12 protein-coding genes are annotated in these 12498 nt (G+C 59.9%); 5 read left to right on the top strand and 7 right to left on the bottom strand.

The window, feature by feature from the left end:
* Nucleotides 1-197: 197 nt before the first annotated feature.
* The 6 genes from glnT to ROS217_RS14910 all read right to left on the bottom strand — a co-directional run bounded on the left by glnT (nucleotide 198) and on the right by ROS217_RS14910 (nucleotide 6276).
* A complete protein-coding gene (gene glnT / locus ROS217_RS14885; RefSeq protein ID WP_009818605.1) occupies nucleotides 198-1526 on the bottom strand; it encodes a type III glutamate--ammonia ligase in 1329 nt (442 codons plus the stop codon).
* A 69-nt stretch (nucleotides 1527-1595) separates the two neighbouring features.
* On the bottom strand, nucleotides 1596-2939 hold the full coding sequence (locus tag ROS217_RS14890) for an FMN-binding glutamate synthase family protein (protein ID WP_009818606.1): 1344 nt from the start codon (nucleotides 2937-2939) through the stop codon (nucleotides 1596-1598).
* A gap of 11 nt (nucleotides 2940-2950) precedes the next feature.
* The gene (locus tag ROS217_RS14895; RefSeq protein ID WP_009818607.1) at nucleotides 2951-3628 is read right to left on the bottom strand and encodes a GXGXG domain-containing protein; all 678 of its coding nucleotides are present in this window, start codon (nucleotides 3626-3628) and stop codon (nucleotides 2951-2953) included.
* Between the two features lie 2 nt (nucleotides 3629-3630).
* Nucleotides 3631-4527, bottom strand: coding sequence for a class II glutamine amidotransferase (locus tag ROS217_RS14900; protein WP_009818608.1), 897 nt, complete (start codon nucleotides 4525-4527; stop codon nucleotides 3631-3633).
* 148 nt (nucleotides 4528-4675) lie between these two features.
* Complete coding sequence (locus ROS217_RS14905) at nucleotides 4676-4891, bottom strand: hypothetical protein (RefSeq protein ID WP_009818609.1); 216 nt, start codon at nucleotides 4889-4891, stop codon at nucleotides 4676-4678.
* 11 nt (nucleotides 4892-4902) lie between these two features.
* Nucleotides 4903-6276, bottom strand: coding sequence for an ammonium transporter (locus ROS217_RS14910; protein WP_009818610.1), 1374 nt, complete (start codon nucleotides 6274-6276; stop codon nucleotides 4903-4905).
* A gap of 248 nt (nucleotides 6277-6524) precedes the next feature.
* Between ROS217_RS14910 and ROS217_RS14915 the strand changes: the two genes are divergently transcribed.
* From ROS217_RS14915 to ROS217_RS14930, 4 genes are read left to right on the top strand one after another with little or no spacing between them, the layout of a single operon-like run.
* Nucleotides 6525-7670, top strand: a complete 1146-nt coding sequence (locus ROS217_RS14915) for an aminomethyltransferase family protein (protein ID WP_009818611.1) — start codon at nucleotides 6525-6527, stop codon at nucleotides 7668-7670.
* A gap of 55 nt (nucleotides 7671-7725) precedes the next feature.
* Nucleotides 7726-8334 (top strand): dimethylamine monooxygenase subunit DmmA, encoded by a 609-nt coding sequence (gene dmmA / locus ROS217_RS14920; RefSeq protein WP_009818612.1) that lies wholly within the window; start codon nucleotides 7726-7728, stop codon nucleotides 8332-8334.
* Nucleotides 8331-9317: a PDR/VanB family oxidoreductase gene (locus ROS217_RS14925; RefSeq protein WP_009818613.1), complete on the top strand. Its 987-nt coding sequence runs from the start codon at nucleotides 8331-8333 to the stop codon at nucleotides 9315-9317. Before dmmA ends, ROS217_RS14925 begins: the two co-directional genes overlap by 4 nt.
* 13 nt (nucleotides 9318-9330) lie before the next feature.
* On the top strand, nucleotides 9331-10398 hold the full coding sequence (locus tag ROS217_RS14930) for a heme-dependent oxidative N-demethylase family protein (protein ID WP_009818614.1): 1068 nt from the start codon (nucleotides 9331-9333) through the stop codon (nucleotides 10396-10398).
* A 253-nt stretch (nucleotides 10399-10651) separates the two neighbouring features.
* Here the strand turns inward: ROS217_RS14930 and ROS217_RS14935 are convergent, their stop codons facing one another.
* The gene (locus tag ROS217_RS14935) at nucleotides 10652-11299 is read right to left on the bottom strand and encodes a helix-turn-helix domain-containing protein (RefSeq protein WP_009818615.1); all 648 of its coding nucleotides are present in this window, start codon (nucleotides 11297-11299) and stop codon (nucleotides 10652-10654) included.
* 149 nt (nucleotides 11300-11448) lie between these two features.
* Here ROS217_RS14935 and ROS217_RS14940 point away from each other — a divergent pair, with 149 nt between their 5' ends.
* Nucleotides 11449-12447, top strand: coding sequence for a GlxA family transcriptional regulator (locus ROS217_RS14940; protein ID WP_009818616.1), 999 nt, complete (start codon nucleotides 11449-11451; stop codon nucleotides 12445-12447).
* Nucleotides 12448-12498: the final 51 nt, after the last annotated feature.

The following is a 12498-nucleotide window of genomic DNA, read 5'->3' on the forward strand; positions in this document are numbered from 1 at the left end:
TGCCGATGTAAAGCGGCGCACCTTCGGTGCGACGGACGGCCCAGCGATCCGCGCGGCGGCGCTTCGCGCCTTGTTCCGCGCGGGGCGATTGGGCAAACGTTCGTTAAAAAGGCATTTGCGCGCCGCCCTTACAGCCCTCAAACAAAAAGCCCACGCGATCCCTCGCGCGGGCCATTTGTCCGGTATTATGCACCGGCTCAGATATCGAGCGTGTTGTCGCGTTCCCATTTGGTGAAATGGCTGACAAAGGAATTCCATTCCTGACGCTTGAGCTTGAGATAGGCGGCGGAGAAATCCTCGCCCATGGTCGCCTTGAGCTCTTTGTCCTTGTCATATTCGCGCAGCGCGTCGAGCATGTTCAGTGGCAGCTTGGGAGCGCCGCGCACCTTGTGACCGTCGGCATACATGTCGATGTCGTGACGCTTGCCCGGATCGGCCTTGGAGCGGATGCCCGAGAGGCCCGCCGCGATGATCACCGCCTGCAAGAGATAGGGGTTGACCGCGCCATCGGGCAGGCGCAGCTCGAACCGACCGGGGCCGGGGACGCGCACCATATGGGTGCGGTTGTTGCCGGTCCATGTGACCGAATTTGGCGCCCAAGTGGCCCCCGAAATGGTGCGGGGCGCGTTGATGCGCTTGTAGCTGTTGACGGTCGGGTTGGTGATCGCGGCCAAGGCGCTGGCGTGTTTCATGATGCCGCCAAGGAAATGCTTGCCGCGCTCCGACAGGCCCACTTCGCCGGTCTGGCCTTCGCCTTTGCCCGCGAAGACGTTGTTTTTGGCCTTTTTGCCCGGACCATCCCAGACTGAGATATGCGCATGACAGCCGTTGCCGGTCATGCCCTCGATCGGTTTGGGCATGAAAGTGGCGCGGAAGCCGTGCTTTTCGGCGACGGATTTGGTCATGAACTTGAAGAAGGAATGTTTGTCAGCCGTGTCCAGCGCGTCGTCATATTTCCAGTTCATTTCGAACTGGCCATTAGCGTCCTCGTGGTCGTTCTGGTAAGGTTCCCAACCCAGTTCGAGCATGTAGTCGCAAATCTCGCGCACGACGTCATAGCGGCGCATCACCGCCTGTTGGTCATAGCAGGGTTTGCCGCTGGTATCGAACGGATCGCTGATCTGATCGCCCTCGGGGGTCAGAAGGAAGAATTCGGCCTCGATGCCGGTCTTGACATACATCCCCTCGGCGGCGGCCTCTCCGATCAGGCGGCGCAGCACGTTGCGGGGGGCTTGGGGCAGGTCTTTGCCATCCATCACGCAATTGGCGGCGACCCAGGCGACATCGCGTTGCCAAGGCAGTTGGATGACCGACGCAGGGTCCGGCACGGCCAGCATGTCGGGATGCGCCGGGGTGAGATCAAGCCAGGTGGCAAAGCCTGCGAAACCGGCACCGTCCTCTTGCATGTCGGCGATTGCCTCTGCCGGCACCAGCTTGGCGCGCTGTCCACCGAACAGGTCGGTGTAGGAAATCATGAAGTATTTTACGCCCTTGTCCTTGGCAAATTTCGCCAGATCACTGGTCATTTTTTCAGTCCCTGTTGTCATGTGTTGTAAGAGAGGGGCGTGGCCGATATGGCCACGCCGGATCGGGGATCAGAAGCTGGTGCCGGGTTTGCCGGGCCACCAATCGGTGCCTGCGAGCGGAACGCGGGCCATGGCGGCGGCCTCCATCGTCACGGCGCAGAGATCCTCTGGCTCGAGATTGTGCAGGTGGCTCTTGCCGCAGGCGCGCGCGATGGTCTGGGCCTCGAGCGTCATGACCTTGAGGTAGTTGTTGAGGCGGCGCCCCCCTTCGATGGGGTCAAACCGCTTCATCAACTCAGGGTCTTGGGTGGTGATGCCGGCGGGGTCTTTGCCCTCGTGCCAGTCGTCATAGGCCCCGGCGGTGGTGCCCAGTTTGTTATACTCGGCCTCCCACTTGGGGTCATTGTCGCCCAATGCGATCAGGGCGGCGGTGCCGATGGCGACCGCATCCGCGCCAAGCGCCATGCATTTGGCCACGTCGGCCCCGGTGCGGATGCCGCCCGAAACGATGAGTTGCACCTGGCGGTGCATGCCCAGATCCTGAAGCGCGCGGACGGCCTCGCGGATACAGGCGAGGATGGGCTGGCCCACATGTTCGATGAACACGTCCTGCGTGGCTGCTGTGCCGCCTTGCATCCCGTCGAGCACGACCACATCGGCCCCCGCCTTGACCGCCAGCGTGGTGTCGAAATAGGGGCGCGCGCCACCGATCTTGATATAGATCGGCACTTTCCATGCGGTGATTTCGCGCAGTTCCAGCAGTTTGATTTCCAGATCGTCGGGGCCGGTCCAGTCCGGGTGACGGCAAGCCGAGCGCTGGTCGATGCCCTTGGGCAGGTTGCGCATCTTGGCCACGCGGTCCGAGATTTTCTGACCCAAGAGCATGCCGCCGCCGCCGGGTTTGGCCCCTTGGCCCACGACCACTTCGATCGCATCGGCGCGGCGCAGGTCATCTGGGTTCATGCCATAGCGGGAGGGCAGGTATTGATAGACCAGTTTCTTGGAATGGCCGCGTTCCTCGGGCGTCATGCCGCCGTCGCCGGTGGTGGTCGAGGTGCCAGCCAGCGTGGCACCGCGCCCCAGAGCCTCTTTGGCGGGGCCGGAAAGTGCGCCAAAGCTCATGCCTGCGATGGTGATCGGGATGTCGAGTTGGATAGGGTTCTTGGCGTAGCGGGTGCCGAGGGTCACCGAGGTGTCGCAGCGTTCGCGGTAGCCTTCGAGCGGGTAGCGCGAGATCGACGCGCCCAAGAACAGCAGGTCGTCGAAATGCGGCACCTTGCGTTTGGCTCCGCCACCGCGAATGTCATAGATGCCGGTGGCTGCCGCGCGGCGGATTTCGGCGTTGATCGACTGCGTGAAGGTCGCCGATTGGATCGGCTGGGTGCGCGGAGCGCCGTGGGTCTCGTCTTTCATGGTCTGAGCCCTCAGTATGCGTTGTCAGGTTTGAAGTTGTAAAGTTGGCGGGCAGAGCCGTAGCGCTTGAACTCTTCCGGGCGGGCGTCACAGCCACCACGTTCCAGCAAATCGGCCAGAATTTCCAGATGTTCGGGACGCATTTCCTTTTCGATGCAATCGGCACCAAGGGATTTCACAGAGCCGCGCACGAAGAGACGCGCCTCGTAGAGGCTATCGCCCAACGCGTCACCGGCATTGCCGCAGACAACCAGATTGCCCGATTGCGCCATGAAGGCGGACATATGGCCGATGTTGCCATGTACGATGATGTCGATGCCCTTCATCGAGATGCCGCAGCGCGACGAGGCATTGCCCTTGATGATCAGCGTGCCGCCATTGCCGGTGGCACCGGCGTATTGGCTGGCGTCGCCTTCGACGATCACGGTGCCACTCATCATGTTTTCGGCCACGCCCGGACCGGCGGAGCCATGCACATGCACGGTGGCCTGTTTGTTCATGCCGGCGCAGTAATAGCCGGTCGAGCCTTTGACATGCACCTCGATGGGGGCATCAAGACCGACGGCGATGGCATGGCTGCCGCGTGGGTTGACGACATCCCAGCTGGTTTGGTTGGTTTCGGCGGCCTGCGCCTGCAGGGTCGCGTTGAGGCTGCGCAGCCCTTCGGCTGCTAGGTCAAATGTCTGCATGTTCAGTGCTTCCAAAAATAGACGGTTGCGGGCTCGGGTTCCCAGACGCGGGCCTCTTCGATGCCGGGCAGGTTCACAAGCGCGCGATATTCGCTGCCAAAGGCCACATATTGATCGGTTTCGGCCATAACAGCGGGTTTGCAGGCGATGGGATCGCGGACCACGCCAAAGCCATCCTCGGTGCCGACGACGAAGGTGAAGAACCCGTCGAGATCCACCAGCGAGCTTTCCAGCGCCTCACCCAAGGTCGCGCCTTCGCGCATTTTCCAGGTGAGATAGGCGGCGGCCACTTCGGTATCGTTCTGCGTTTCGATCCGCACGCCTTCGCGCAGCAGCTTGCGGCGCAGGGAGTTGTGATTGGAGAGCGAGCCGTTGTGCACGAGGCACTGGTCAGCGCCGGTGTTGAACGGGTGCGCGCCCATGGTGGTGACGGCCGATTCTGTGGCCATACGGGTGTGACCGATGCCGTGGCTGCCGCTCATCGAAGAGATGTCGAAGCGGGCGGCGACGTCCTTGGGCAGGCCGACTTCCTTGTAAATCTCGATGCTCTCACCTGCGGACATGACACGCACGCCGGGGGCGATGCGTTCAAGCGCCGCACGCGTTTCGGCGGCCTTGTCGGCGGGGAAATCCAGCACCGCATGAGTATCTTTGCGGGTAAGCGTGACCGGCGCGCCTATTTCGGACGCGAGGCGGTCTGCCAGCCCGTCAAAATCCTTGGCTGCTGCATCCGATTGAACGGTCAGCTTGCTGTGACCCGATTGCGCCGCGCCATAGATGGCAATCCCCGCACTATCGGGACCACGGTCCGTCATGGTGATCAGCATATCCGTCAGCATGCTGCCAAGCTGGGGTTCAAGTGCTTTGTCTTTCAGAAAAAGTCCGACAATCCCGCACATTCGCGTTTGCTCCACTTTGTGATTCTGCCCCGTAGGGTTTCCTAAGTCCGAAGCTAGCATCGGGCTGTAGGTACTGCAACTGAAATGAATAAAAGTTTCCTACAAGTAATTTGCGCGAACCACAAAGGCCCGCGCAAATTTGATCATCTCAGTAGCGGTCGAGATGTTTGCGGACCTTTTCGGGGTCGCCCATCTTGCGTGCCTGTTCCAGGTGCTCGCCCTCGCGGACGAACTGGATGCGGTGCCATGCAAGCCAGAAGATCACGCCGACCACAGTCATCGGGATTTCCCAACCCTGAAAGGGGTAGATAGCCCCGACATCGGCCAGATCAACGGCCCATGATTCGTATCCGATTGTAGACATGTGCCTTTTCCTTATTCTGCGGGGGTTGCTTTGGCCGAGAGATAGGCCTTGTCGGCCTCGATCACCTTAACGATCGCGTCCTCATAGGCATGGTGTTCTGCGTAATCGAGACCCTGCAATTCGACCTCAACCGGGATGCGGAGCACACCGGCGGCGGCCTGCATCTTGGCCACCACAAAGGCGGGTACGAAGCCCAGGACGAAGAACATGATCACCGCGCCAAGAGTATTGCCCAGCGGATTGATCGTGGCGTAGTCCTCGAACGGTGAGGACGGTGCGCCCCAGAGAATGAAGCCCGCAAGGATAAGCCCGACGACGCCGGAATAGCCATGTACGGCGACCGCGCCCACAGCATCATCCAGTTTGAACCGGCGCTCTACCCAGTAGTGCAGTTTGTAGACGATCACGACGCCGACCGCGCCCACCAGCATGGCCTGAATCGGGTGGTAGAGGTCATTGCCCGCAGACGCGGTGATGATCCCGGCGAGACCGCCCGAGAAAGTCCAGAAGGCATCGCCCTTGGACACCACATAGGCCGCCATCAGACCGCCCGACAGCGACATCAGGAAGTTGAAGGTAATGGCCGAGAGCGAGGTCGGCGCAAGGTAGATATTGGTCGCCGTCCAGGTGGTGCCGGTGATCTGGCCACCGATCACTTCGGGCGAGATGAGCGGCACGTTGCAGGCGGCATAGAAGCCCCAGAAGCCGGTATAGATCAGGAAAATCCCGATGGTGAGCATCCAGGGGTTATGGGGCGGGATGTCGCGCGGGGTGCCGTCGGCGGCGAATTTGCCGATCCGCGGCCCCAGAACCATGATCACGCCGAGTGCATAGCCGCCCGCGATGGCATGGATCACGCCCGAGGCGTAGGCATCGTGATAGCCAAGATATTTGACCATCCAGCCGCCGTAGTGCCAGCCCCATGCCGCGTCGATGATCCACCAGACCGAGCCGATCAGCACCGCATGCACCCAAAGGGCAGAGGAGCGGATGCGTTCGATCACCGAGCCCGAAACGATCGAGGCCGCAGTCCAGGAGAACAGCAGGAACGCCGCCCAGAAGACGCCGGTGATACGGTCGTCGAGATTGGTGGCCATGGTCGGCGACCAGGGCAGATTGGCGCTGGCCATCTCATGGTCAAGTCCGCCGAAGAAGGGGAACATTGGAAATGCCCAATAGATCCACCATCCGAAGAAGAAGAAGGTCACGGTGACCAATGGAATCACCATCACGTTTTTCATCAGCGTGTGCATGTGGTTGCGGCGGCGGCTTGCGCCCACCTCGTACATGCAAAAGCCGACATGGATTAAGAACATGAAGACGACCGTCACCCAATAATAGAATTCGGTGAAGATGGTCGTCAACGCATCAAGGTTGCCGTTCATCGCACTCTCCCTGTTGTGCTGTGTGTTGTTTTATTGGTGGTGAAAACTTTTTCTTCTAAGGGAGGCAAAGATTTCGGTCGCTGTCAACAGGTTTGACTCGGATCGCTGATCAATTCTCTGGTCGCTCGAAATTCGGGCATGGATGGTGAGGATATTCCCGTCAGGAAAATAATCTGCATGAAAGTATTGATTTTTGCTACGATCTAGGTCTGAATATCGTCAAACATAACACCGATAGGGAACCTGCCATGGCCATCATCTATAGAACTTCCGCGCTTGCACCGCGTCATACCGACATCGGGGGCGAGCTGACCGACTGGAACGGGATGGGAACCGCATGGTTCTATGACCACACGGACGAACGCGCCGAGGCGGATTATCTCGCGGTGCGCACCAAGGCAGGTCTGATGGATGTGTCGGGACTCAAGAAGATACATCTGGTGGGGCCACATGCGGCCGCCGTGATCGACCGTGCCACAACGCGCAATGTCGACAAGATCATGCCGGGACGCGCGGTCTATGCCTGCATGCTTAACGATGCCGGAAAATTCCTCGACGATTGCGTGATCTACCGGCTCTCGGTCAATCACTGGATGGTGGTGCATGGCACCGGCACCGGCCACGAATCGCTGGCGATGGCGGCCTATGGCAAGAATGTCGCGATGATCTTTGACGACGATCTGCACGACATGTCGCTGCAAGGGCCGGTTGCGGTGGATTTCCTCGAAAAGCACGTGCCGGGGATACGCGATCTGGCCTATTTCGGCATATTGCAGACCAAGATTTTCGGTCTGCCGGTGATGATCTCGCGCACGGGCTATACGGGTGAGCGTGGGTATGAGATATTCTGTCAGGCGCGGCATGCCCCGCAAATCTGGGATCAAATTCTGGAGCAGGGCAAGGAGATGGGCATCAGGCCGGTGCAATTCTCGACGCTCGATCTGTTGCGGACCGAGAGCTATCTGTTGTTCTATCCGGGTGACAATTCCGAGACCTATCCGTTCAAAGACGACCTGTGTGGCGATAGCTTGTGGGAATTGGGTTTGGATTTCACCGTGTCGCCCGGCAAGACCGGGTTCCGCGGATCAGAGAACCACTATGCGCTCGAGGGTCGCGAGCGGTTCAAGATCTATGGCGTGCGTTTGGACGGCAAGAAGCCGGCCGATATGGGCGCGCCTTTGCTCAAGGATGGAGAGACGGTGGGCGTGGTCACATTTGGGATGAATTCCAATCTCAATGGGCATAATGTCGGCATCGCCCGCATGCCGGTCGATTGCGCTGTACCCGGCACCAAGATGAGCGTGCGGTATGCGGATGGCACCGAGGTTGCGTGTGTGGCCGAGGAAATGCCGTTCTACGACAAGGACAAGGTGATCCGCGCGGCCAAGGGTTAATCCCTTGGCCCTCGGGCCTTTGGGCCAAAAGACGCGAAAGGGAGCAGACGCTAAGATGTCGAAATTCCAGTTTCCGGAAAGTATCACCAGCCGCCCGGTCTATGGCACGCTGGCCCCGCGACCGGGCAAGGCGCACTTGATGATTGCCGATGCCGAGGGCGCCGAGGCGATTCTGGACTTGGCCGCGCATGAAGACGGTCTGATGGCCAAGACGCATATCATCTATATCCCCAAGGGGACTGGTGAGACTTATGTGGAGAAACTGCGCGCGCTCAAGCCTGCACAGTTCTACGTCGGTCCTAGCTATCCGGCCTCGGTTCAGCGTCTGCGACGGGTGCTGTCGGATGCGCATATGGGGTTGCAGGTCTATCTTGCGGGAACCGAGGGGCTGATGGGGCAGGCGATGAACGAGGCGGTGACGGCGGGCATTCCGCATAGCGCCATTCAGACCGAGCATCGCGGCTCGACCGCGCGGCGGATGCAATGCGTGCATTGCAAGGGGATCACCGAGGATGTGACGACCGATCCCTTTGTCTGTTCGCATTGTGGGCTAAACCTCTTTGTGCGCGATCACTATTCGCGCAGGCTGGCCGCGTTTCAGGGGGTGTGCATCGACGCGGAAGACCCCGGCAATGTCCCTCCCGCACAGGAGTTGTATTCATGAGCGCCGCCCCCCAGAAGGCCCGCGCCGGGGCTGAAAAGATCGAGGTGGTTGTCGCCGCTGTGGTGCCGGTCAACGACTTGGTGACGCGGTTCGAATTCCGCCGCCCGGAGGGGGCGGAGTTTCCGCCCTTTTCGGCGGGCGCGCATACGGTCGTGGAAATGCATGACGAGGGCCGCACGCGGCTGAACCCCTATTCGCTGATGTCCGACCCCGGTGATCGGTCGCTCTATGCCATTTCGGTGCGGCGCGATGATGAGGGGCGGGGTGGGTCGCTCTATATGCATCGCCATGTCAATCCGGGTGACGCGATGACGATCACCTATCCGGTCAATCTCTTTCCGCTCGATCTGCGGGCGCGCAAGCATGTGTTCTTTGCCGGGGGCATCGGGATCACGCCGTTTATGGCGATGATCGCGCAGTTGGAGCAATCCAACGGCAATTGGGAATTGCACTATGCCTGCCGGAATGCCGATCTTGGCTCTTATGCTGATCAGCTGCGGGGCAAATATTCCAACAAGGCGCATATCTATTACGACGATCAGGAGCAGGCGATTCCGCTCGATGATCTCTTGAGCGGGCAGCCTCTGGGCACGCATATCTATGTCTGCGGTCCCAAAGGGATGATTACTTGGGTCAAGACCCGCGCGACCGCGCTTGGTTGGCCGGACGAGGCGGTGCATTCCGAGGAGTTTCTCGCGCCGCAACCCGGCGTGCCGTTTGAGGTGCGGCTCTGCAAATCCGATCTGGTCATTCAGGTGGGCGAACACGAGAGTCTCTTGGAGGCCATCGAGCGGGCAGGGGTCGATGCGCCCTTCCTCTGTCGCGGCGGGGCCTGCGGCCAATGCGAGACAGATGTGGTCGAGTTGGACGGCAAGATCGTGCACCGCGATCACTGGCTGGACGATGCAGAGCACGCCAGCGGCAAGAAAATCATGCCCTGCGTCAGCCGTTTCATCGGCAAGACGCTGGTTCTGGACCGATAAGGAGCCACGCGAGATGACCATTCAGTTCAATAATGAGACCTTCCGCAACGATTATTCATTCCGCAATTCGCCCTGGGCGATCAAGCGGTTCCCGTTCCCGTTCCACGAAGACAGCTATATGTATTCGGTGAATATGGAGCAGCATCGCGGCGGGCCTGCCGGATCAGTCTATGAAAAGCGGTTCGATGTGGACGAGCATTACCTGTCGGAAATGGCCGACCGGGCGCTGGTGCTGGCCGATGATCCGCTGCGGTGCCAATCCCTGCCGCATATGACGCTGGCGGGATGGGACGTGCTCGAATTGATCATGACCTGCAAGTCCGAGGATTATCCCGACCTCTTTGAGTTGCATCGCGACGGGAACAGGTGGCGGTGGATCAACAAGCCGATGGGAATCGACCACAGCTTTACCTTTCTGGACGAGACCACGCTGCCGCAGGGACCGTTGGAGTATATTACGCGCCAGACTCAAGGCGATTTCGCGGTGTTGGATCAGCGCGACGAGATGCTTTGGATGGATGCGGGGATGATTACCACGCAGGCCGATTGGTCGCTCGATTTCGACATAGGCATGAATTTCTTTGAATGGCATGCGCCGGTGCCTTTGGCGCATGAGATGGGGATTTTCCAGCGCGCGCTGAAGTTCCTGCTGAATGTGCAGCAGGGGGCCCCGGCAAGGCGGCTGAACTGGACGATGACAGTCAATCCGCTGCTCGATACCAGCCCCGAGAATTATCACAAATGGGGCGTGCAAAAGACCACGCTGACGCCCGAGAATATCGGCGCGAAACAGCATCTGCGGGTCGAGTTGCAGACGTTTTTCCGGCTGCCGCGCTCGAATGCGCTGCTGTTTCCGATACGCTGCTATCTGATTGCGTTTCAGGATGTGGTGAGCGTGCCGAAATGGGGTCGCCGTCTGCACCGCGTGGTGCGCGATCTGCCTGAGGAACTGGCGACCTACAAGGGATTCATCGCCAATCGTCCGCTGATGATCGAGTATCTGAGCCGGTTTGACGATGGCCTGCCCACCAGCCCCGGTATCTGGCCGGATCTGGAGACGGAGCCACCGTTGCAGAAGTGAGGAGGTGTGGGGCTATTGCGAAGGGTGCCCCAAAAGCACGCACGCGCGGAATCAAGGCGCGGAACGCGCCGCCGCGCGGATCGCTGGGCCGTCCCGCGGCCTAGCGATGCTGAGAGGAGCAGCAATACTGTGAGGCCATGCGGACTTGGCAGGCATAAAACGCCATAACGTGCCGTTGCTTCGCTAGTCCCCGGCCCAACGATCCGCGCGGCTCATTGTTTGAGGTGAAGGGGAGCAACCCGGCACCCAAGCCTCAACTCTTCTGCGGGTAGCTGATGATGGACAGATACCGTATCGGAAAGCGGATCAACTGATCCGGCCCATGCGGCGAGTCGGCGTCGAAAAAGAGCGTGTCGCCGGGGGTGAGATGGTAGGTTTCGTTGCCATGGCGATAACCGACCTCGCCTTCGAGCATGTAGATCATCTCGATCCCCTCATGCTGAAAGGTCTTGAACGTGTCGGATTCGGAGTTGAGCACGATGAGATAGGGCTCGACCATGACACCGCTGCTGTTCGATCCGATGTGGCCAAGGAGATTGTATTGATGGCCTGCACGGGTGCCTGCGCGCTCGATCTCGACACCTTGCCCGGCCTTGGTATGGACTGCCTCGCGGCGCTCTTCGTATTCCTTGAAAAACGCGGTCAAGGGCACGGAGAGGGCGCGTGCCAGCGTTTGCAGCGTGGTTAGCGAGGGCGAGGTATTGCCGTTCTCGATCTTGGAGAGCATGCCGATGGAGAGTTCGGTCATGTTCGAAAGTTCGGCCACGGTGATGTTCTGTTTCTTGCGATAGGCGCGCACCTCGCGGCCGATGGCAACTTCGAGCACTTTCTCGCGTTCGTCGCGCAGTTTGTGAGGATCCTGAGTCAGTTTGACCAATTTTGCGGGTTCCATGATGCTCATCGTTTTCCTCTCGGGTTGTAATTCGGGCCGTTTCGAATTGCCAGATTGTTCGTAAGTTTCTCGCTGTACTTCACCATATTGCATAATTTTTTCCCAAGTGGAAAATGTTACGTAGAGACAAAGCAGGGTCTGACTAGAGGAAACTGACGATGACAGAGCGTGTGATCCGGGTGGGGTTCCTGATATTTCCGGGATTTCCGATGTCTTGTCTGACCTCGGTGATCGAGCCGCTGCGTGCGGCCAATGAAATTTCGGGGCGGCATACCTTTGCCTGGGATCTGATAGCTGAAGGGACCGAGCCGGTGATCTCAAGTGCCGGGATTGCGTTTGAACCCAGTCGCAGCCTCGCAGATACGGCGAATTGCGACTATCTGCTGCTCTTGTCCGCGCCCACCAGCGTGTTTGCGGAGCGCAGTTCACCTGCTCATTTGCGGCGCGCGGCGCGGCATGGGACCATTCTCGGGGCAATCAGCGGCGGGGTGTTTCCACTGTTGCGGAGTGGTGCCGTGGGAGATGCGGCCTTGTCGGTGCATTGGTGCTACGAGGCGGCGTTCCTGGCAGAGTTTCCGGGCGTGCCTGCGTCGGATCAGGTGATCGAGATTACGCCGCGCTGTGTCACGGCCTCGGGGGCGGCGGCTGCGTTTGATCTGGCGCTGCATATGGTCGAAACCGAGCTTGGCGCGGGGATCGCCACCGAGGTGGCGTGTTGGTTTCAACATCCAATGATGCGCAAGGCCGGGGTTCAGCAGATGGTGCCGGTCCTTGGAGAAGGCAGCAAACAGGAGGATCTCCACCCCATCGTTGCGCGGGCGATCGACCTTATGGCACGGCATATGTCGGTGCCCATTTCCATGGCAGAGGTGGCGGAGGATTTGGCGATCACGCCGCGCCATCTGGAGCGTAGTTTCAAGCGGGCGACGGGGCAGAATCCGACCAATTATTACCGCGCCATGCGAATGAAGGCCGCGCGGCAGATCGTGATGTATTCCAACGACACAATGATGCAGATCGCCGAAGCTGTTGGGTATGCCAGTTCCAAGGTGTTGGTGCGGCATTACCGCGAGGCTTTTGGCATCTCGCCGCGTGAGGATCGCCAAAGGATCAATCTCACGCGGGTCAAGGGCAATCTGCCGGTGCCCTCGGTGTGAGCGCGGCCCTTACTCGATCCTCAATTGTGCCATGGGGGGCCCGATTGGTGG

It is taken from the genome of Roseovarius sp. 217 (genome assembly GCF_000152845.1).
Taxonomy (GTDB): Bacteria; Pseudomonadota; Alphaproteobacteria; order Rhodobacterales; family Rhodobacteraceae; genus Roseovarius.

Bases quoted from the DNA above. Each gene is read 5' to 3' on its own strand.
- ROS217_RS14895 (WP_009818607.1), bottom strand. From the start codon at position 3,628: ATGCAGACATTTGACCTAGCAGCCGAAGGGCTGCGCAGCCTCAACGCG.
- ROS217_RS14890 (WP_009818606.1), bottom strand. From the start codon at position 2,939: ATGAAAGACGAGACCCACGGCGCTCCGCGCACCCAGCCGATCCAATCG.
- ROS217_RS14900 (WP_009818608.1), bottom strand. From the start codon at position 4,527: ATGTGCGGGATTGTCGGACTTTTTCTGAAAGACAAAGCACTTGAACCC.
- ROS217_RS14915 (WP_009818611.1), top strand. From the start codon at position 6,525: ATGGCCATCATCTATAGAACTTCCGCGCTTGCACCGCGTCATACCGAC.
- ROS217_RS14935 (WP_009818615.1), bottom strand. From the start codon at position 11,299: ATGAGCATCATGGAACCCGCAAAATTGGTCAAACTGACTCAGGATCCT.
- ROS217_RS14925 (WP_009818613.1), top strand. From the start codon at position 8,331: ATGAGCGCCGCCCCCCAGAAGGCCCGCGCCGGGGCTGAAAAGATCGAG.
- glnT (WP_009818605.1), bottom strand. From the start codon at position 1,526: ATGACCAGTGATCTGGCGAAATTTGCCAAGGACAAGGGCGTAAAATAC.
- ROS217_RS14930 (WP_009818614.1), top strand. From the start codon at position 9,331: ATGACCATTCAGTTCAATAATGAGACCTTCCGCAACGATTATTCATTC.
- ROS217_RS14940 (WP_009818616.1), top strand. From the start codon at position 11,449: ATGACAGAGCGTGTGATCCGGGTGGGGTTCCTGATATTTCCGGGATTT.
- ROS217_RS14910 (WP_009818610.1), bottom strand. From the start codon at position 6,276: ATGAACGGCAACCTTGATGCGTTGACGACCATCTTCACCGAATTCTAT.
- dmmA (WP_009818612.1), top strand. From the start codon at position 7,726: ATGTCGAAATTCCAGTTTCCGGAAAGTATCACCAGCCGCCCGGTCTAT.
- ROS217_RS14905 (WP_009818609.1), bottom strand. From the start codon at position 4,891: ATGTCTACAATCGGATACGAATCATGGGCCGTTGATCTGGCCGATGTC.